This is a genomic window from Saccharopolyspora antiqui (genome assembly GCF_052246905.1).
Taxonomy (GTDB): domain Bacteria; phylum Actinomycetota; class Actinomycetes; order Mycobacteriales; family Pseudonocardiaceae; genus Saccharopolyspora.
In genome coordinates, this window is sequence record NZ_JBQQBO010000006.1 from 233,246 (window position 1) to 251,631 (window position 18,386).

Below are 18,386 nucleotides of genomic sequence, written 5' to 3' on the forward strand. Positions count from 1 at the left end.
AGTACCACGGCTGGGCGCTGCATTGTCCGCAAAAACTCGCTGAGTGCCGCCTCGACCGCGCTACGTGGCACCCACGCATTCGAGGGTGGCTCGATGCGCATCAGGCTCCGTGGATCTCAGGTTCAGGCGCCCATTCAATGCAGGTCGGTCGCTGCCGGGTGTGCGCGAACTCGCGTAGCGCTTCCAGAACGCGGGTGATCGGGAGTTCCGCACCGGGAGTCATGACCATGGTGTGGCCACCTGCGGTGAAGTAGTCCACGTACTCGGTGTTCGTGCCGTCAGCGGGGATGAGGGCGGAGGTGGCGTCGAACCACATGAGCGCTCCGATCTCGCCGCGAACACCGAGCGCGAGCGCGGATGCGTCTTCGCCGGGCTCGTGTTGGAAGAACCAGGCAACACCGCACTCGGGTTTCTCGCGCCGCTGGTCGTGCTCGGACAAGCCGCGCACGAGTTGGTCAACGTCCGTGCTGGCGGACAGGTGCACTTCCCCGTTGTCGAGGACGTCCGCACTCGGAACGCTGGTCATGCCTGCCCCTTGTAGGTCTTGGAAAACGGTCTACCGGTTTGGGTGGTGCCGTGAACAGTCAACGTGTACCCCGCTGGGAGGAATCGTTCAATCACTTGGTCGCACCCGGTGGGTTGGTTCGGCTGCGAACCGCAGGGAACGTGGTTGATCACCAGTTCGCTGTGCCGTTGACCGCGTTGCAGCATCATCGCTGCCACCTTCATCTCGACATGGCTGCTGACGAAGGCCGCGAGTCGAGGTGCGAGTCCGACCGACCGGGCTCGCGCGAGAATCGCGGGTGTCCATGTCTGGTCCCGTCCCGAGGTGAACCTGTTGGTCACCGAGCCATCAACGTAGCCCACGGTCTTTTCGGCTGCCTCCTTCTCGCGTACCCGGCGAGGCAGAACATCGATAACCGGCGCCGCTTCCTGCGGGTAGTGAGACCCGTCGGAAGCGATCGCGTGCCGTGGGGCGGGTTGTGTTGGGTTTCCTGGAGCACCTCCAGCGTCGGCGGTTGCCCCGATGGCGTTGAGGTAGCGCTCGCAGATCTCGCGGACCCGTCGGCAGATCTGCCATGCCTGGTCGATCTCCTCCCGTACCCCACCCATCGCCGTGATCGCTTCGGCCAGCTCGGGGTCGTGGGTCTCCTGCGCCATCGGGTACAACACCGTGCCCGCTTCGTCGACGCACTCCCCAGCGTGTTGCAACGTCGACGGCGGCAAGGCAGCCATCACCGCGCGGATCTTCGCCGCCACCGCCGCCACGTCATCGGCCACGTCTGCCGATGCTCAGCCTGACCCCGACAGAAACCCGCCGTCATGGAGCGCCATCACTAGATCGGACGAGCGGAAACCACCCAGACAGCCGTGTAAGCCAACTCGATTCATGCCGCGGTGCCGCGCTGCTCCTCCACTGACTCTGTTTTCGCCGCGGCGTCTTCAGGTAACTGCGCTCGTGGCGACCGAGCCGTCCGTAGCGCTGACGCGGCAACCCGGAGATCATCCGGGCCGCCGTGGTCGTAGACGTGCTTGAGGAACCGCAGGATCAACCACAAGCACACGGGCGCACTGAACAACCCGATCATGACCGTGATCAGGACGACGAGCGTGGACACACTTCACCCCAGGGTGCCTCGATCGAACGCGCCACACGACAGTGCTGATACCTGGTACGGTCGCCCTGTTCCAGGACCGCTCCCTGGGCGTCCGCCTGCGACCCGCTAACCACCGGGTCGAGCCGACCTGCCCCGGAAGCCCGGCGAAGATTAGCTATACCTGATGGCAACAATGTTCTGCCCATAGTCGATAATAGACGTGCTCGGTAGGCTAGAACTGCCAACGGCTTCGATAATAATCGTCGTGTGGTCAAACATTTTTTCAACGAATGGAGTCATCTCGGCATCAACCGCAAGGCCCTTAGTCCTTGCTCCTGTGTCTTTGAGCCGGGAAGCGAGGGCTTTATCGAGCGGAGAAGGCGCACGAGAAATCTCTTCGAGCGCACGGACGATTTTGTTGAAGAAATCTGCGTCTGCCGCTGCATTCTCGACAAAATCGGGCTTCTCGATCAACGCTGCTTCGGCTTTGCAGAGCCGTGACGGTGCACGGGTAGACGCGAGCAAGGCAATCCTCTTGCGGTCAAGCGCCTGCGTAGCGTTCCTGTGGCCGCCATACTGTTCCCGGAGTGCCCGTGCCAGATTCTTCCGAGCCGTGTTCACCTTGCGCTTGGGACTGTCGCCCATCATCGCCTCCACAGGAACCCACGCAACCCCCGTATGAGGTCGGCTAAGTGGCGCTTGCCATCAAGGATGGTTGTCCTCATCGCCACCAGTTGCGTGGGAAAACAGGTGACTCGGAAGAGGCCCGCGCTGTGCCCGCAGCCAAGTCTAGCGTTCCGATCGACATGTTTGATCGCGGGGCTTTATCCGGGGAAAGACAAGGTCGGCGGCCACCTCATGGCATCTGCTCGTCGGCCTCGCGTATGTGCGTGCACTCACCGGGCTTCCCAAAGGTTTCGGGGTCGGGCCAGTCAGCCAGCAGCTTGTTGATCGCCTGGGTCGCGAGCCCTCGCCGTCGACGTGGCCGGTCGACGCGAACATGCTCAACGAGGCCCAGGCGGCAGGCGTCGCAGACGCGGAAGTCGACATCGCCGACGATCACGCCGTGTTCGTGGATCTCCAGTGCGGCATGGCCTGCGGGAAGAACCGCGGGGACGGTGACCAGCTCGACCACGGGCTCAGGATGCGCCGGGTGACGATGGCCCGCTCTCCGAACCATCGTCTGGCTTGGTGAGGCGAAATGCGGCTGCGGGCAGAAGTGACCGGCACGGCAGGTCGCCGAGTTGGCTCGGGACGGTGAAGGTGACCAGGCCGACCCAGTGGCCAAGGTTCGTTCTTAGCCACGCGTGTTGTGCTCCGTCGACCGCTTGGAGACGGATTCCCTGGGCGCGGACGATCATCGGCAGGCCGTTGGCGCCGATGAACCCACGGCCTGAGCCGATGAGAAGGGCGTCCAGATCGACCTGGACCGGTCGCGGCTCGCGGAAGATCTCCGCGACCATCGGATGCACCTCGACTCGACCATCTTCGAACATGTGTTCAGTATGTGTTGGCCTGCTCATGATCGCCAGACGTCATCTGCCCACCGGTTGCCGGTCTCTATGACGACGACCAGAGGCTGGTGCCGTGCGTGCTAACAGGCGCACTTGACGCGCGATGAGCAAGGTGGTGCCGTGGCGGGCAACGTTTCCGAGGAGGCAGGCGTTTACCAGACCAGGAGGAGCCCCGCTCGGGACCCACATCCCGAGCGGGGCGGAGGCAGTGATCTGTGAAAGGAGAAGCACTGCCATGGCGAGCTTACGAAACGTTCCCTTAGAAACAACGACGACGAAGACGAAGAACTAGCAAAAGCGTTGGAGCACCCCAATCACGGCTACGACCCGGATTGCACGCTGTGCAACTCAAGATAGCCCCGGCCGAAGCATCGGCCGCGAGCGCTTAGGTTAGAATGCTCCCGGCTCTTTTGAGCGACGGCGACCCACCGGGACATTCAAACCCGTCAACGAAAGACCAGAGGGGTCTCAGAGTCAGCATCTGAGGCCCCTCTTTCAGAGCTATCAGCCCAAAACCCTCACGCTGTCGACTGGGCACTGCCACCATCTGCCCTCATGGCAGAAGGCTCACCCAACAGTCCTCGCAACATCCTGAGTTGGCCCACCATCTGGATCGCCGCCGCGATCATCCTGCTCGTCACCGTAGGCTCCGGTGTTCTGCTGTTCTGGATCTACCCGCCACCCGGCTCCCGCGAAGCCCTCGACATCATCCGCACTGCGGGCACACTCGGTGTCGGAACCGGTGGGGCTGCCGCGTTGTTGTTGCATGCGCGGAGGCAGCGGGCGACTGAAGAAGCTAACGAGATCGTACGAAAAGCGAATGAGAATACGCGGTTTGACGCCGAGGAAAGGAGGATTAGCGAGCTACAAGCGAAGGCGGGCGAACAGCTCGGCAATGACAAGGCCGCTGTACGACTCAACGCACTGTATCAATTAGAACACCTTGCTCAGGAACACAAGGATCATCGCCAGACCGTTGTCAATGTTTTTTGCGCCTATCTAAGGATGTCTTTCTCTCTACCAGAAAGAGATGGGTTTGAGCAGGGGACCGAACAGGCGCTATCTGACGAGCCGAAGAAGGATGAGGCCAAGCAGGCTAGGCAAGAACTTCAAGTGCGATTGACGGCTCAACGGATTCTTGCGGAGCACTTGCGGCCGGATGCCTGCGAAAATAGTGACCAGACTGCAAGTGGTAAATTTTGGAAAGACATTGACATTGACCTAGATGGCGCCTTGTTGGTCAAATTCGATTTGTCGGGGTGCCGTGTCAATAATTGTAAATTTGGCTCCGCTGAGTTTGAAGATAAGGCAAACTTTGATCACACTGTATTCGTGAACGACGCCGTCTTTGGCAAATCGACGTTTAAGGGGAACGCTTCGTTTGAAGGTGTGAAAGTTCTTGGGGAGGTGTCATTTAACGGTACTTGCTTTGCCGGACACGCATCGTTCGATTCGGCGGAGTTTGCACTCTTGGCCGATTTCGAATCGGCACGTTTTGAAAAGGGTGTAAACTTTATGAAATCCTACTTTAAACTATTTGCGGCATTTAATTTCGCAAATTTTGTTGAGGCGACTATCTTTTCCCGTTCGCATTTCCAGGGGGCTGCCTTTAGGTTTGCCGAGTTTGGTGGCGGAATGAGAATGGACGACGTGTTATTTGACGGCGTTTGCCTATTTGAGAATGCAAATTTTGATGGCCTCGCCCTATTTGAAAAGGTAAAATTCGGCGACTCTGCAATATTCAACAATGCGCGAATTGGCGGAGACTCCAACTTCGGAGGAGTACTCTTTGAGGACATAGCTGAATTTAATGGAGTTGTTTTTGCGGGTAGATCCACCTTCAAAAAGGCGACGTTTAAGTTTGACGCCGAATTCACATTTTCCGAATTTAAAGGAAATGCCGATTTTCAAAATTCTATTTTTGGAAGATGCGTTACCTTTTTGCAATCGGATTTTAGTGATGCGGAATGGGTCGGTCATGGGACGAGGCTTCGGTGGGACACGGGGCTAGAAGGGAGAAGCGTTTGGCCGTCTGGTTGGACCGCAGTAGCACCAGAGTCGGCTGCAACCGGGCACGTCGAAGGTTGGGATGGTGTATGGGGATATGTAGTTCCGGGCTTTAACACCCTTAGAGGCAGCGGACAGCGGCGGCAAGGTATGTGATGCGGTGGAGCTGACCATCACGGAGAGTTGTAACCTTCGGTAGCGGGGGCCACAACGTTCCAGGTTGCAACCGATCGTCCATAGTGGCCGTCGGCGTGGGGCAGATATGGGGCAGACTGCCCCACGCTGCGCTATACGACGCTACAGCGATGTAGCTCAAATTTAGTTTTGAGCTGCATCGATGTTCTTCTGGCTATATCGCGCTACGGCACGTTGCACAGCTTGAGCGGACTTTAATCCGCGGGTTCAGGGTTCGATCCCCTGGCGCCCCACGAGGCGGTGAATGCTGCTCGCCGCAGCTGCGGCTTCGCCGTTGCCCGGCTTGTTGGTTGCGGGGGCCGAGCCCCCGCAGACCCCCGCGGTGCGGTGGTCGCCTTTCGTCGGCTTCCCGCGTTGAGTGCCCTTCCGGGCCTGCTCACCGACCAGCGATTTTGACTTCCGTCGTTGGGGCGTTCTCGCTCCTACCCTGCCTGCTTCCGGAACGGCCGACCAGGAACGCGAGTAGTTGCGGCAGCAGCCGTGAAAGGCCGGAATGTGCGGCGGACTTACCACGGAGAACTGACGGCAGTCAACGGTGGCTGCCCGGTGCAGGCCGAACCAGCGGCCTAGCCCTGGGGTGCGTGTCGATTCAGAGGTCTCTCAGACGTTTCCGCACCAGGTAACGAATCAGCATGGCGTCGTCCTCGGCAAGAACTGACGCCAGCTCCAGGTCAATGGGTTCAAGCGCGATGCCAGTAGCGATCCGCTCGTGCATGCCGCTGACCAACAATGGGGAGATCGTCAACCGCAACTCGTCAACGACGCCAGCGGCGAGTAGTCCACCGAAGAGATGCGGACCACCTTCGCAGTCGATCCACCTCAGCCCCCGGTCGGTCAGTGCCTCGATCGCGGCGGCGAGATCAACGGTGTCCTCGCCGACGATCAGCAGCTCGGCGCCCGCCGCCTCCCAGGTTTTCTGCTTCTTCACTGGTGCGGCAGTACAGGTGATCACGATGGTCGGCGTGGCTGCTTCGGTGATCACTGGAGCGTCTGCGGGTAGCGATCTCCCCGTCGTGACCACTGCGGTCGGCAGAATGTCGCGAAGCCCGTGACGCCGACGCCGTTCGAGCGTGGATTCGTCCGGGTGCGCGCCACGAAACTCCTCGACCATCGCAGTCGTCGCACCTACCAGCAGGATGTCAGCGAGATCACTACCGAGCTTGAGCACCTTCTGATCGGGCGGGTTGGAGAGTTGGCGTGCGCGGCCACCTACTTCAACGGCTCCATCGGCGCTGGAAACGTAGTTGACGGCAAGCCATCGGCGCTTGTCGGGATACGTGTAGAGGCGTTCGAGCTGCTGATCGTCGAGAGCAACATGCTCTGGCCAGATCTGCTGCATCACGAGATCCATTCTTGAGCCCGCGCAGGGGTCCGCGTGCCGTTGATGCACGCAACCATCTCCACCGTACGTCGAGTCGGAAGAACCTGATGTGCGCGAAACATCGCAGCTCCGGCGCGGGCTGCGAGCGCCGTTGCCGCCAACGTGCCCGTGAGGAGTTCATCCCGATCGGCCACATCCAGATCAAGACTTTCGCGAACGAACGTCTTGTTCGACAGCGCCATCAGCACCGGCCACCCCGTGGACACGATCTCTTGCACGCGAGCCACCAAGGCCAAGTGGTCGGAAGTGTTCTTCCCATATCCGGTGCCGTCGACGAGAATGCCGCCGCGCGGCACTCCTTTGGATTCGGCCAGCTCTGCCAGTCGCACCGTCTCATCCACAACGGCGGTAACAACGTCCTCGTAGTCCGAACGAACCGGCTCCGCCCGAGGATCGCGGTTGGCGTGGGTGCACACGTAACCGGCGTCGTAGGCTGCCGCCACGTCAAGGATCTTCGGGTCTGCGGCACCCCAGGCGTCATTGATGATGTCAGCGCCCGCACGGCAGGCCGCATCAGCGACCTCGTGTCGCCAGGTATCAACACTGATCAGCACGTCTGGATACGACGCCCGAGTCCACTCAACGGTTGGCAGCACCCGGCGGATCTCTTCTTCGGCATCGACCTCCGCGCCGGGGCTCGCGGTCACGCCGCCGATATCGATCACATCGGCACCTTCCGCAGCGGCCCTGGCAACAGCTTCCTTGGCTGCGTCCTCTGCGAACGTCGCACCCCGGTCGTAGAACGAATCAGGCGTGCGGTTGACGATCGCCATCACCAAGGGTCGGTCTCGAACTACTCGCCGCCCCCGAAACGCGAGGTCAATTGCGCTAGAACCAAGATCCTGCACGAAGCCGATCCTTCCTGCGATGGTCCCTGAGCTGGGGTCTAGGCCAGTCTGCCAGAGTTGCCCCCGATACCGTCCGCACCGGCTGAACCACCTGCGCGTCCGGAGCACCAGCAGCCGTTACCGCCAGTGGCCAAGCTCGGTTTGAACGTCGAGCAGGTCAAAGAACATGAGCACGGTCGCAGGCAGCGTGCGCCGTGAACGGTCAGCGTGTTGATCCTCGTGGTGTGGCACGATCGCGCAGGTGACCAGCAGACCCGCCGCCGCGCAGCGCCTGGGCGATCTCGCACGGCTGCGCCGCGTCCGCGACCGGATCGATCGGGAGTACGCGCAGCCGCTGGACGTCGAGGCGCTCGCCCGTGGCGCGCACATGTCGGCCGGGCACCTCAGCCGCGAGTTCCGGCTCGCCTACGGCGAGTCGCCGTACGCCTACCTGATGACGCGGCGCATCGAACGCGCGATGGCGCTGCTGCGGCGTGGCGACCTCAGCGTCACCGAGGTCTGCTTCGCGGTCGGCTGCTCGTCGCTGGGCACCTTCAGCACTCGCTTCACCGAACTGGTCGGCATGCCGCCCAGCGCCTACCGCCGGCACGCGGTGCGCGAGACTGCGGGGATGCCGTCGTGCGTCGCGAAACAGGTGACCAGACCGGTCAGGAATCGAGAAGCGCCGGCCCCGAGCCGCACCTAGCGTGACCGCCATGGACATCACGATTAACGCCAGCTTCCTCCCGCACAACGACCCGGACGCCTCCCTGGCCTTCTACCGCGACACCCTCGGCTTCGAGGTCCGCAACGACGTCGCATACGGCGGGATGCACTGGATCACGGTCGGCCCCACCCAGCAGCCCGGCACCTCCATCGTCCTGTACCCACCGGCCGCTACCCCCGGTATGACCGACGACGAGCGCCGCACCATCGCCGAGATGATGGCCAAGGGCACCTACGCCATGCTCCTGCTGGCCACCGAAGACCTCGACGGCACCTTCGAGCAGCTGCAGGCCAGCGACGTCGAGGTCGTCCAAGAGCCGACCGAGCAGCCGTACGGCGTTCGCGACTGCGCCGTCCGCGATCCCGCGGGCAACCTGATCCGCGTCCAGGAGCAGCGCTGAGCCGTGCGGCGTTCGCGGCCGTGAACGGCACCGTGAAGGAACCCGCGCACTGGGCCTCGCCAACCCCGAGCTGCTGCACGACCGATGGGTGCCGCCCCCGTTCCGGCGCTCAGCGGTTCTTGCGCCGTTCGGCCCGGCCGACACCGCGGATCAGGTAGACAGGGACCGTTGCCGCGACCGCGCCGACGAACGAGAACCAGCCCTCCTGCCCGAAGCTGGTCCGATCGAGCCAGGCGACGGAGACCGCGAAGGCCCGCCCGACAGATGGAGACACGATGAGCACGGCCACGAGGACGGACACGCAGTTGCCTGCGCTGCACGTTGCCGACAGCCACGATTTGGTCCGCGTGCTGGGCGCGCGCGTGAACAACCTCAAGGACGTCAGCGTCGAGATCCCGAAGCGTCGGCTGACGGTGTTCACCGGTGTCTCCGGCTCGGGCAAGAGCTCGCTGGTGTTCGCCACGATCGCCGCGGAGTCGCAGCGGCTGATCAACGAGACCTACAGCGCCTTCGTGCAGGGCTTCATGCCGACGCTGGCGCGCCCGGAGGTCGACGTGCTCGACGGGCTGACGACCGCGATCATCGTCGACCAGGAGCGGATGGGTGCCGACCCCCGCTCCACGGTCGGCACCGCCACCGACGCCAACGCGATGCTGCGCATCCTCTTCAGCCGCCTCGGGAAGCCGCACATCGGCTCGCCCAAGGCGTTCTCCTTCAACGTCGCCTCGATCAGCGGAGCGGGCGCAGTCACCACGGAGCGCGCCGGACAGACCGTGAAGGAGCGTCGCAGCTTCAGCATCACCGGCGGCATGTGCCCGCGCTGCGAGGGCCGGGGCTCGGTCAACGACATCGACCTGTCCCAGCTGTACGACGACAGCAAGTCGCTCAACGAGGGTGCGCTCACGATCCCCGGCTACAGCATGGACGGCTGGTACGGCCGCATCTTCACCGGCTGCGGCTTCTTCGACCCGGACAAGCCGATCCGCGAGTTCACCAAGCAGCAGCTGCACGACCTGCTCCACAAGGAGCCGACCAAGATCAAGGTCGACGGCATCAACCTGACCTACGAGGGCCTGATCCCGAGGATCCAGAAGTCGATGCTGTCCAAGGACGTCGACTCGCTCCAGTCGCACATCCGCGCCTTCGTGGAGCGGGCGGTCACCTTCACCACCTGCCCCGAGTGCGACGGCACCCGCCTCAGCGAGGCGGCTCGATCGTCGAAGATCGACGGGATCAACATCGCCGACGCCTGCGCGATGCAGATCAGCGACCTCGCCGAGTGGGTGGCGGGCCTGGCCGAACCGTCCGTCGCGCCGCTGCTGACCGCGCTGCGGCACACCCTCGACTCGTTCGTCGAGATCGGGCTGGGCTACCTCTCGCTCGACCGTCCGTCGGGCACGCTGTCGGGCGGCGAGGCGCAGCGCACCAAGATGATCCGCCACCTCGGATCGTCGCTCACCGACGTCACCTACGTCTTCGACGAGCCGACGATCGGGCTGCACCCCCACGACATCCAACGGATGAACGACCTGCTGCTGCAGCTGCGCGACAAGGGCAACACCGTGCTGGTCGTGGAGCACAAGCCGGAGGCGATCGCGATTGCCGACCACGTCGTCGACCTCGGCCCCGGCGCCGGTTCGGCGGGCGGCGAGGTGGTGTTCGAGGGCACCGTCGAGGGGCTGCGGGCCAGTGGCACGATCACCGGGCGGCACCTGGACGACCGCGCCGCGCTGAAGCGGTCGGTGCGGACGCCGTCGGGGGCGCTGGAGGTTCGCGGCGCCCGCACCCACAACCTTCAGGACGTCGACGTCGACATCCCGCTCGGCGTGCTGGTCGTCGTCACCGGGGTCGCGGGCTCGGGCAAGAGCTCACTGATCCACGGCTCGGTGGCCGGGCGGGACGCAGTGGTGGCCATCGACCAGACCGCGATCCGCGGCTCGCGGCGGAGCAACCCGGCGACGTACACCGGACTGCTCGACCCGATCCGCAAGGCGTTCGCGAAGACCAACGGCGTGAAGCCCGCGCTGTTCAGCGCCAACTCCGAGGGCGCCTGCCCCAACTGCAACGGCGCCGGGGTCATCTACACCGACCTGGCGATGATGGCGGGCGTCGCGAACACCTGCGAGGAGTGCGAGGGGAAGCGGTTCCAGGCATCGGTGCTGGAGTACCACCTCGGTGGCCGCGACATCAGCGAGGTGCTCGCGATGTCGGTGGCCGAGGCCGAGGAGTTCTTCAGCGCTGGCGAGGCGCGCACTCCGGCCGCGCACAAGATCCTCGACCGGCTCGCCGACGTCGGGCTCGGCTACCTCCGCCTCGGCCAGCCGCTCACCACGCTGTCCGGCGGCGAGCGGCAGCGGCTCAAGCTGGCCACCCACATGGCCGCCAACGGCGGTGTCTACGTCCTCGACGAGCCGACCACCGGCCTGCACCTCGCCGACGTCGAGCAGCTGCTCGGCCTGCTCGACCGGCTCGTCGACTCCGGCAAGTCGGTCATCGTCATCGAGCACCACCAGGCGGTCATGGCGCACGCCGACTGGATCATCGACCTCGGCCCCGGCGCGGGCCACGACGGCGGCCGGATCGTCTTCGAGGGCACACCGACCGACCTCGTCACCGCCCGCTCCACCCTCACCGGCGAGCACCTCGCGGCCTACGTCGGAACCTGACCGAAGGCCTGGCGGACACCGCGGGAGTCGTTTCGGGCACCGCGGTGTCCTTTGTGGTCTGTTCTGGTCGCTCGGATCGGTTTGGTCAGCGCTTGCGGCTGGGCAGAAGTCGAGCGATCCGCTGCCGTCCGGGCACCATCCAGTTGGCGATGTCGGCGATCACTGCCGGATCGACATGCTGCGGTGCGTCGTAGTCGGCGGGGCCGTCGCCGGGGAAGAACAAGAACACCGACCCGGCCGCCGATCCCGTCGGCTACTGGCAACACGCCGTCTGGCTCAGCCGAGAGGAACTCGACGCCATGATCAGCCAGCTGCGCGACGCGATCGTCCCCCGGCTGGCACCCACCCGCACCCGATACCTGCTCAGCCCGATCCTCTTCCCCAGCGAAGAACCAGCCAACGGGCCCGACTGAAAGTGAGCGGCCGACGACCAGCAGCTCAAGTCGACGTGGTGGCCAAGGCCGGTCGCTGCCAGGCTCGCCCGTACACCCACGGCGCCATGGCCAGCGCGATAAGCATTCCGCCGGTCACCCCGTAATGTCCGTCGACCCAGAAAAACGGCGATGTCGCAAAGATCAGCGGCCCCAAAAGGAGCGCCGCAGCCTGCAATCGTTGCACGAACACAAACGCAGGTTAACAGCGCTGACGCCCGCGCGCATTTGGAAAATCCCTGCCGCGCGCGGGCGCTCCAGTTTCTCAACTGGATATGCAATGGAATGCCTGTACTGCTCCGGCTTCTTCGGTTGGGTCTGCTGCTGCGGTTCCGGCTCCGATGGCCAGCAGTGCGAGTAGGCCCAGTCCGGTCGAGATCAAGCCGCGAAGTAGTCTCATTTTGTCCTCCGGTCGTTGAGGAAATGGATCGCCCAGTGTGGTGCGCTGTGCATGTCAAGATTTGACATGCAAGATCTTTTCGGTGAATTCCTCTACCGAAAAGTTGGTAAATGGCGCTAGGTGAGTTCGCCCAGGCGGTCGGGCGTGATTCGATCCCCGGCGAAGGTCATGGTGCGGGTGATGACTAACTTGGCATCCAACGGGTTGCCTGCACTGTTTCAGTCTCGTCGGTTGGTTCCATCGCTGCGACCCCGGCTCCTACGGCCAACAGTGCCAGCAAGCCCAGTCCGGTCGCGATCAAGCCGCGAAGTGGTCTCACTTGTCCTCCGGTCAATGAGAAGGAAATGGATAGAACAAGATCCACTCGAAGTGGCACGCTATACCTGCCGAGATTAGGCGCGCAAGATTTTTCCGATAAATTCTCCCGTCGAAATCGGCTGAAATGTCTCAATGGTCCGGAACGCGGGCGCCTGGTTGGCGTCCTCGACGGCGAACCACGATCCGGCATCCGACTCCGGCTCAGGCGTGGGTGTTCGGGCGGTGATTTGTTCAGGTTCTGTTGAGGCCCAGTTTGGTGGCGAGGGCTTCGAGCAGTTCTGCCTGGCGTTGTGGGGGAACTGGGGTGCCGAGGTTCAGCGAGATGTGCATCTCGTCCGCGCCGACGGCGGCGGCCCGGTCGAGGTCGACCAGTACCGCGTCGGTGAAGGTCGCTGCCGTGATCTCACCGTCGCCGTAGTTCGGGATGGCGTTGAGCACCACTGTCCCGGTACCGCCCGCGTCCCGGTACCAGCCGATCTTGGTGCGCGTCTCGTCGAAGTCCACGGCGACGAGCACCACGCCGTCGGCCAGCCGCGCGGCCCGTTCGATCGTGGTGCGCACCAGGGCACCGAAGAACAGCGGAATCGTGCCCGCGTACGGCTTCGGGCCGACCACAGATCGCGGGATCCGGTAGCGCTTGCCGTGGAACTCGACCGGATCCGGGCCCCAGCAGGCCCGCATCGCGGCGACGTGCTCGACGAATCCTGCTCCCCGCCGTCCGATCGGAACACCGGCGGCGGTGAACTCGTCTGGAATCAGGTACGACGTCTCGGCCGTACCGCCGCCACCTTGGCCGAGGCCAACATCGAGTCGGCCGCGGGAGAGCTGGTCGAGCGTGGCCAGCCGACGCGCGAGCACGATCGGCGGCTGGAAGATCGAGTTCAGCACGCCGGTGGTCAGCCGAATCCGCCGCGTGCACGCCGCCGCCCAGGTCAGCATCTCCAGCGGGTCCCAGACGTAGGACTCGGGCAGTTGCGCGCCGTTGCTCCAGTCCGGCCGGACAGGCATCAGCAGCCGCTCGGTGACCGACACGGTGTGGAATCCGAACCGCTCGGCGGCCTGCGCCACGGTCGTGACGGCATCCGGCCCGGCGTGCGGGCCGAAGTGCGGCAGGCTCACGCCGATCCGCGGAACGTTCATCTCGATCCTCCAGTGCTCGTAGTTCGCGCCTTCTCGCCCGGTGGTCGTAGCGGTGCCGCCGATTTTGCGCCGCAATCCGGTCCCGCAAGATGTCAAGAACGGCGCGGGCGGCAACGACCCACTGGCGACGAGCAGCGCCACGGGGCGCTTCGCCAAGCAATGAGGAGACGGTATGAAGTTCATGTTGATCATGCACATGAATCCGCAGATCTGGGACGCCCTCACCGAGGACGAACGAAACGAGGTGATGAACGGCCACGGTGAGTTCATCGAGACCGTCCGCGAGTCCGGCGAGCTGCTCGGCACGACCGCGCTGGCCGATCCCGCCAGCAGCGCGGTCGTTCGGGTCCGCGGCGGCGCGCCCGCGGTGACCGACGGGCCCTACCTGGAGGCCAAGGAGTACCTGGGCGGCTACTACCTGGTCGAATGCGAGACCCGGGAACGCGCGCTCGAACTGGCCGCGATGATTCCGGACGCCCGGATCGACGGGCTCGGCATCGAGGTGCGCCCGGTGGTCTTCACGGCGGGCGCCGAAACAGGGGCGCAGCCAGCGTGAAGTTCCTCCTGAACGTGTACGCGGCCGCCCAGCCGGATGCTGTGCTGGACCACGCGGACTTCGTGGCCGCGGTGCGGGAGTCCGGCGAGTTGGTCGACGGCCAGCAGGTCGCCGACCCGTCGACCAGTGCGGTGGTGCGGGTCCGCGATGGCATGGCGATGGTGGCCGACGGGCCGTACCTCGAATCGCCGGTCCAGCTGGCCGCCTACTACCTGGTCGACTGCGAGGACCGGGAGCGTGCCCTGGAGTTGGCCGCGACGGTTCCGGCCGCCCGCTGCGACGCGGTCGAGGTGCGGCCGGTGATGCTCGCCGCCGGAATGGAGATGTGACGTGGGTGCCGAGGATCTCAGCGACCTGCTGCGCGAGCTGGTGCCGCAGGTCCTCGGCACCCTCATCCGCCGGTACCACGACTTCGACGCCTGCGAGGACGCGCTGCAGGAAGCGTTGCTCGCGGCGGTGAACCAGTGGCCAGCCGAGGGCGTGCCGGACCACCCGCGCGGCTGGCTGGTCACCGTCGCGGGCCGCAGGCTCGTCGACCAGGTGCGCGGCGAGCAGGCCCGGCGCCGCCGCGAAGCGACCGTCGTGGGCCGGGAGCTCCCCGACGCACGGGTCGAACCGGCGCCCGACGAGCCGGACCCGCGAGACCGGGACGACACCCTGACCCTGCTGTTCATGTGCTGCCACCCGGCGCTGACCCCGGCCTCGCAGATGGCGCTCACCCTCCGCGCCGTCGGCGGTCTCACCACCGCCGAGGTCGCCAGGGCCTTCCTGGTGCCCGAGGCCACCATGGCGCCGCGGATCAGCCGGGCCAAGCAGCGGATCCGGGCCGCCGGTACGACGTTCGGCCTGCCCGAGGGGGAGGAGTACGCCGCGCGGTTGGGCACCGTCCGGCACGTGCTCTACCTGATCTTCAACGAGGGCTACACCGCGAGTTCGGGCCCGGATCTGCAGCGGCCAGACCTGGCCGCCGAGGCCATCCGGCTCACCCGCGGCCTGCACCGCTTCGCGCCCGACGACGGCGAGATCGCTGGCCTGCTCGCGCTGATGCTGCTCACCGATGCTCGCCGCGCCGCCCGCGCCGACGCCGACGGCGGTCTGATCCCGTTGGCCGAGCAGGACCGGGCGCGGTGGGACACCGGCATGATCGAGGAAGGCGTCGGGCTGGTCACCGATGCGATGCGCCGCTCGCCGCTGGGCCCGTACCAGTTGCAGGCGGCGATCGCCGCCCTGCACGTGCAAGCGCCGCGCGCGGCAGACACCGACTGGCCGCAGATCCGGTTCCTCTACCGGGTGCTCTGCCGGATCGCGCCGAACCCGATGGCCACGCTCAACCACGCGGTCGCGGTGGCCAAGACCGATGGTCCGGTCGCTGCTCTCTCGATGCTGTCGGAACTGGAGTCCGACGACCGGATGGCCCGGCACCACCGGCTCGTGGCCGTCCGCGCCCACCTGCTGGAACTCGCTGGCGATGCGGCAGGCGCGCGGGAGAACTACCTGCTGGCGGCCCGCCGCACCACCAGCCTGCCCGAGCAGCGCCACCTCCGCACCCGAGCCGCCCGACTGCCCCCACCGGACGCCACCCCCTGACGAGATCACCTCGCTAGCCGTCACTGAAGCGAACCGCCCATATAGGTGATCTCCACAGTCAACAGTTCCGAAGCGACTGGCAGACCAGCAATCTGGTGCCTTCCGATCAAGCACTGAACAAGCTTCACTGACCAAAGGAGAGAGTCGTGGGCCGGGGACGGAAGCCTGATGCCGAGGATGCGCCGAAGCGTGGAACCTGTCCAAGTTGTGGTCAGATTGTCAATGCCGACCCTGGCGAAGAAACACCAATGCACCAGAGGCCAGAGGGTGGTCTCTGCGATGGTGGAACTGCTTTCTAGATCCACATCGGCGCGAGGCAGAATGCGGCATGGATCTTGCTGGGTGAGAGCGGGGAGAGGCTGTCTATGACGAGCGACGATGCGGGCCGCGCGATCCAGGCACTGCGTACCGGTGCGGAACTGCCGCCGAGCGCCTCCGGCTTGCTCGCTGATCTCCTGGAATCCCATGCGACGGTCGAGGTCGGGCAGAACCCGCCGAGGGGCTGGCTGATCGCGGACATGGCCGGACTCGATGCCGCCCGCTGCGTGCTCGGTGAGCGAGGTACCGCACTTGAGGACATCAAACGGGCGGTAGCGGCATTGCGCGAGGGCACGCCGTTCCCGCCGGAATCGTCGCCGGTGCTCGCAACCCTGCTCGAAAAGCACCGGGCCATGGAATGGAGGCCGGATGCCTCTGCGGCGTGGTTGTCGGTTGACCGGGCGGCTCAGGCCGTTGCACGGGCCGTCATCGAGGCGATGATGTGACGGTTGTCGTGAGTGCTGGCTCTTGCCGCAACGACCGCTAACGAGCCTCGGGGTCACATCGTCTGCGAGTGGGTTGTCAGGGTGGACCTGACGGCTTATCTTGTCAGGGTGGGCCTGACGGAGGAGGTCGGTGTGGCGAAGACTTCGGTGGCTGAGGAGCTGCGTTGTTCCTTCTGCGGGAAGCCGAGCAGCGAGGTGGCCAGATTGGTCGCCGGGCCCGGCGTGCACATCTGCGACGGGTGCGTCGGCCTGGCCGGGACCATCATCGAGGAGTACCGCGACAAACCGGTCGAGGCCCGGCTGCCGCTGTGGGGATCGATGACCGACGAACAGCTGCTCGACCACATTCCCCGCGTCGCGGCGGTCGCCGAGCAGGTCGAGGCCAACCTGCATTCCTGGGTGCGAGAACTGCGCCGACGAGAGGTCACCTGGACCAGGATCGGCGCGGCGCTGGGCATTTCCCGGCAGTCCGCGTGGGAGCGGTTCTCCGACGGGCGGTGATCGCACCGGTCGGCAGGTGATCTTCCTGGAACTGCGGGGAATTCGCGATAGCCGCGCGGTCGCGTGAACCCGGCTTCCGAGACCTGCGCGGCATCTTCGGGTCTCCTACTGTCGAAACGCGGCAGGCGTCAGGGGCACGGGGATGCTGGCCGGGTCGCGAGAACCGAGTCGGGGAGGACATGTTCGATGACCGAGGACACGCAACAACGAGTTCCCCAACCGATCCGAGGGAACATGGGCGGCACCGATCCGGGGCCGCGCAACGTGGCGGTCGATCTGCAGAACCCGAACATGCTGACACGGCCCGAGACCGACTCGGGCACCTTGCCGAACATGAAGTTCTCCTTCAGCCAGGCCAGCATGCGCTTGGAGGAGGGTGGTTGGGCGCGGGAGGTGACGCAGCGCGAACTGCCGATCGCGACCACGCTCGCCGGGGTCAACATGCGCCTCAACCCTGGTGCGATCCGCGAGCTGCACTGGCACAAGCAATCCGAATGGGCGTACGTGCTCACCGGTCGCTGCCGAATCAGCGCGGTCGACCAGGAGGGCCGGAACTTCCTCGAAGATGTCTCCGAAGGCGACCTGTGGTTCTTCCCGGCCGGGATTCCGCACCACATCCAAGCCCTTGCGGAGGGCGTGGAGTTCCTGCTGGTCTTCGACGACGGGGAATTCTCCGAGAACGGCACCTTCCTGATCAGCGACTGGTTCGCGCACACGCCGCGTTCGGTGCTGGCGAAGAACTTCGGGATCGCCGAGGAGAACTTCACCTCGATCCCCGAGTCCGAGCTGTACATCTTCAACGGATCCGTGCCGCCGCCGCTGGAGTCCGACCGGGTCGTCAGTCCGAGCGGCGATGTGCCCCGGACCTTCAAGCACCGGCTGCTCGCCCAGGAGCCGATCCGGACCAGCGGCGGAACCGCCCGGATCGTCGACTCGACCAACTTCGCCGCCTCCACCACCACTTCGGCGGCGCTGGTGGAGATCGAGCCGGGCGGGATCCGGGAACTGCACTGGCACCCGACCAACGACGAGTGGCAGTACTACCTCTCCGGGCAGGGGCGGATGGGGGTCTTCGCCAACTCCGGGGTCAATCGCACCTTCGACTACCAGGCCGGTGACGTCGGCTACGTGCCGTTCGCGATGGGGCACTACATCGAGAACACCGGTTCCACCCCGTTGCGGCTGCTGGAAATGTTCAAGGCGCCCAGGTTCGCCGACATCAGCCTCGTCCAGTGGATGGCCCTCACCCCGCCGGAGTTGGTTCGCCACCACCTGAACCTCAACGGCGTCGTGATGGAGTCCCTGCGCAAGGACAAGAGCCCGGTGTTCCGCTGACCGGAAACCGCGCGCAGCTCGTGGAATCCAGTGCGGGTG

At 64.9% G+C, this 18,386-nt stretch carries 21 protein-coding genes; 10 read left to right on the top strand and 11 right to left on the bottom strand.

The genetic code is table 11. The features are described 5' to 3' along the window. Window positions 1–100: 100 nt before the first annotated feature. The 5 genes from ACTWQN_RS13250 to ACTWQN_RS13270 form a co-directional block, all read right to left on the bottom strand. Window positions 101–526: an Imm1 family immunity protein gene (locus ACTWQN_RS13250; protein ID WP_443203722.1), complete on the bottom strand. Its 426-nt coding sequence runs from the start codon at window positions 524–526 to the stop codon at window positions 101–103. Then, window positions 523–1,281, bottom strand: coding sequence for a DddA-like double-stranded DNA deaminase toxin (locus tag ACTWQN_RS13255; protein ID WP_443203723.1), 759 nt, complete (start codon window positions 1,279–1,281; stop codon window positions 523–525). The genes ACTWQN_RS13250 and ACTWQN_RS13255 overlap by 4 nt, the downstream gene beginning before the upstream one ends. A gap of 488 nt (window positions 1,282–1,769) precedes the next feature. Next, on the bottom strand, window positions 1,770–2,243 hold the full coding sequence (locus ACTWQN_RS13260) for a hypothetical protein (protein WP_443203724.1): 474 nt from the start codon (window positions 2,241–2,243) through the stop codon (window positions 1,770–1,772). Between the two features lie 211 nt (window positions 2,244–2,454). Then, complete coding sequence (locus ACTWQN_RS13265; RefSeq protein WP_443203725.1) at window positions 2,455–2,733, bottom strand: hypothetical protein; 279 nt, start codon at window positions 2,731–2,733, stop codon at window positions 2,455–2,457. 4 nt (window positions 2,734–2,737) lie between these two features. Then, entirely contained in the window at window positions 2,738–3,094 is a 357-nt protein-coding gene (locus tag ACTWQN_RS13270) for a hypothetical protein (protein WP_443203726.1), read from the bottom strand. A 573-nt stretch (window positions 3,095–3,667) separates the two neighbouring features. Here ACTWQN_RS13270 and ACTWQN_RS13275 point away from each other — a divergent pair. After that, window positions 3,668–5,275, top strand: coding sequence for a pentapeptide repeat-containing protein (locus ACTWQN_RS13275; RefSeq protein ID WP_443203727.1), 1,608 nt, complete (start codon window positions 3,668–3,670; stop codon window positions 5,273–5,275). 628 nt (window positions 5,276–5,903) lie between these two features. Here ACTWQN_RS13275 and ACTWQN_RS13280 read toward each other — a convergent pair. Continuing rightward, window positions 5,904–6,653, bottom strand: coding sequence for a dihydrofolate reductase family protein (locus ACTWQN_RS13280; RefSeq protein WP_443203787.1), 750 nt, complete (start codon window positions 6,651–6,653; stop codon window positions 5,904–5,906). Further along, window positions 6,653–7,468, bottom strand: a complete 816-nt coding sequence (gene folP, locus ACTWQN_RS13285) for a dihydropteroate synthase (RefSeq protein ID WP_443203788.1) — start codon at window positions 7,466–7,468, stop codon at window positions 6,653–6,655. The genes ACTWQN_RS13280 and folP overlap by 1 nt, the downstream gene beginning before the upstream one ends. A gap of 316 nt (window positions 7,469–7,784) precedes the next feature. On the opposite strand from folP, the gene ACTWQN_RS13290 reads away from it, so the two are divergent. Together ACTWQN_RS13290 and ACTWQN_RS13295 are read left to right on the top strand one after the other, a co-directional pair. Beyond that, window positions 7,785–8,228, top strand: coding sequence for a helix-turn-helix transcriptional regulator (locus ACTWQN_RS13290; RefSeq protein ID WP_443203728.1), 444 nt, complete (start codon window positions 7,785–7,787; stop codon window positions 8,226–8,228). Window positions 8,229–8,238: 10 nt separating this feature from the next. Further along, window positions 8,239–8,649 (top strand): VOC family protein, encoded by a 411-nt coding sequence (locus ACTWQN_RS13295; RefSeq protein ID WP_443203729.1) that lies wholly within the window; start codon window positions 8,239–8,241, stop codon window positions 8,647–8,649. A 109-nt stretch (window positions 8,650–8,758) separates the two neighbouring features. Here the strand turns inward: ACTWQN_RS13295 and ACTWQN_RS13300 are convergent, their stop codons facing one another. Then, window positions 8,759–8,923 (bottom strand): hypothetical protein, encoded by a 165-nt coding sequence (locus ACTWQN_RS13300; RefSeq protein ID WP_443203730.1) that lies wholly within the window; start codon window positions 8,921–8,923, stop codon window positions 8,759–8,761. Window position 8,924: 1 nt separating this feature from the next. Between ACTWQN_RS13300 and ACTWQN_RS13305 the strand changes: the two genes are divergently transcribed. Next, a complete protein-coding gene (locus ACTWQN_RS13305) occupies window positions 8,925–11,315 on the top strand; it encodes an ATP-binding cassette domain-containing protein (RefSeq protein WP_443203731.1) in 2,391 nt (796 codons plus the stop codon). 85 nt (window positions 11,316–11,400) lie between these two features. Here the strand turns inward: ACTWQN_RS13305 and ACTWQN_RS13310 are convergent, their stop codons facing one another. The 3 genes from ACTWQN_RS13310 to ACTWQN_RS13320 form a co-directional block, all read right to left on the bottom strand. Continuing rightward, the gene (locus tag ACTWQN_RS13310) at window positions 11,401–11,544 is read right to left on the bottom strand and encodes a hypothetical protein (RefSeq protein ID WP_443203732.1); all 144 of its coding nucleotides are present in this window, start codon (window positions 11,542–11,544) and stop codon (window positions 11,401–11,403) included. A 209-nt stretch (window positions 11,545–11,753) separates the two neighbouring features. Then, the gene (locus ACTWQN_RS13315) at window positions 11,754–11,939 is read right to left on the bottom strand and encodes a hypothetical protein (protein ID WP_443203733.1); all 186 of its coding nucleotides are present in this window, start codon (window positions 11,937–11,939) and stop codon (window positions 11,754–11,756) included. A 756-nt stretch (window positions 11,940–12,695) separates the two neighbouring features. Beyond that, window positions 12,696–13,604, bottom strand: a complete 909-nt coding sequence (locus ACTWQN_RS13320; protein WP_443203734.1) for a TIGR03619 family F420-dependent LLM class oxidoreductase — start codon at window positions 13,602–13,604, stop codon at window positions 12,696–12,698. Window positions 13,605–13,776: 172 nt separating this feature from the next. Here ACTWQN_RS13320 and ACTWQN_RS13325 point away from each other — a divergent pair, with 172 nt between their 5' ends. The 6 genes from ACTWQN_RS13325 to ACTWQN_RS13350 all read left to right on the top strand — a co-directional run bounded on the left by ACTWQN_RS13325 (window position 13,777) and on the right by ACTWQN_RS13350 (window position 18,347). After that, on the top strand, window positions 13,777–14,160 hold the full coding sequence (locus ACTWQN_RS13325; protein WP_443203735.1) for a YciI family protein: 384 nt from the start codon (window positions 13,777–13,779) through the stop codon (window positions 14,158–14,160). Beyond that, complete coding sequence (locus ACTWQN_RS13330; protein ID WP_443203736.1) at window positions 14,157–14,489, top strand: YciI family protein; 333 nt, start codon at window positions 14,157–14,159, stop codon at window positions 14,487–14,489. The genes ACTWQN_RS13325 and ACTWQN_RS13330 overlap by 4 nt, the downstream gene beginning before the upstream one ends. 1 nt (window position 14,490) lies before the next feature. Next, window positions 14,491–15,747 carry an RNA polymerase sigma factor gene (locus ACTWQN_RS13335; RefSeq protein WP_443203737.1) on the top strand — a complete coding sequence of 419 codons (1,257 nt, stop codon included), beginning with the start codon at window positions 14,491–14,493 and terminating at the stop codon, window positions 15,745–15,747. Between the two features lie 365 nt (window positions 15,748–16,112). Continuing rightward, complete coding sequence (locus ACTWQN_RS13340) at window positions 16,113–16,511, top strand: hypothetical protein (RefSeq protein ID WP_443203738.1); 399 nt, start codon at window positions 16,113–16,115, stop codon at window positions 16,509–16,511. Between the two features lie 132 nt (window positions 16,512–16,643). Next, on the top strand, window positions 16,644–17,012 hold the full coding sequence (locus tag ACTWQN_RS13345; protein ID WP_443203739.1) for a ClpX C4-type zinc finger protein: 369 nt from the start codon (window positions 16,644–16,646) through the stop codon (window positions 17,010–17,012). A 186-nt stretch (window positions 17,013–17,198) separates the two neighbouring features. Further along, complete coding sequence (locus tag ACTWQN_RS13350; RefSeq protein WP_443203740.1) at window positions 17,199–18,347, top strand: oxalate decarboxylase family bicupin; 1,149 nt, start codon at window positions 17,199–17,201, stop codon at window positions 18,345–18,347. Window positions 18,348–18,386: the final 39 nt, after the last annotated feature.

Coding starts and splice junctions, on each gene's coding strand:
- ACTWQN_RS13250 (WP_443203722.1), bottom strand. CDS start 526: ATGACCAGCGTTCCGAGTGCGGACGTCCTCGACAACGGGGAAGTGCAC.
- ACTWQN_RS13260 (WP_443203724.1), bottom strand. CDS start 2,243: ATGGGCGACAGTCCCAAGCGCAAGGTGAACACGGCTCGGAAGAATCTG.
- ACTWQN_RS13270 (WP_443203726.1), bottom strand. CDS start 3,094: ATGTTCGAAGATGGTCGAGTCGAGGTGCATCCGATGGTCGCGGAGATC.
- ACTWQN_RS13275 (WP_443203727.1), top strand. CDS start 3,668: ATGGCAGAAGGCTCACCCAACAGTCCTCGCAACATCCTGAGTTGGCCC.
- ACTWQN_RS13280 (WP_443203787.1), bottom strand. CDS start 6,653: ATGCAGCAGATCTGGCCAGAGCATGTTGCTCTCGACGATCAGCAGCTC.
- folP (WP_443203788.1), bottom strand. CDS start 7,468: ATGGCGATCGTCAACCGCACGCCTGATTCGTTCTACGACCGGGGTGCG.
- ACTWQN_RS13295 (WP_443203729.1), top strand. CDS start 8,239: ATGGACATCACGATTAACGCCAGCTTCCTCCCGCACAACGACCCGGAC.
- ACTWQN_RS13305 (WP_443203731.1), top strand. CDS start 8,925: ATGAGCACGGCCACGAGGACGGACACGCAGTTGCCTGCGCTGCACGTT.
- ACTWQN_RS13320 (WP_443203734.1), bottom strand. CDS start 13,604: ATGAACGTTCCGCGGATCGGCGTGAGCCTGCCGCACTTCGGCCCGCAC.
- ACTWQN_RS13325 (WP_443203735.1), top strand. CDS start 13,777: ATGAAGTTCATGTTGATCATGCACATGAATCCGCAGATCTGGGACGCC.
- ACTWQN_RS13340 (WP_443203738.1), top strand. CDS start 16,113: ATGACGAGCGACGATGCGGGCCGCGCGATCCAGGCACTGCGTACCGGT.
- ACTWQN_RS13350 (WP_443203740.1), top strand. CDS start 17,199: ATGACCGAGGACACGCAACAACGAGTTCCCCAACCGATCCGAGGGAAC.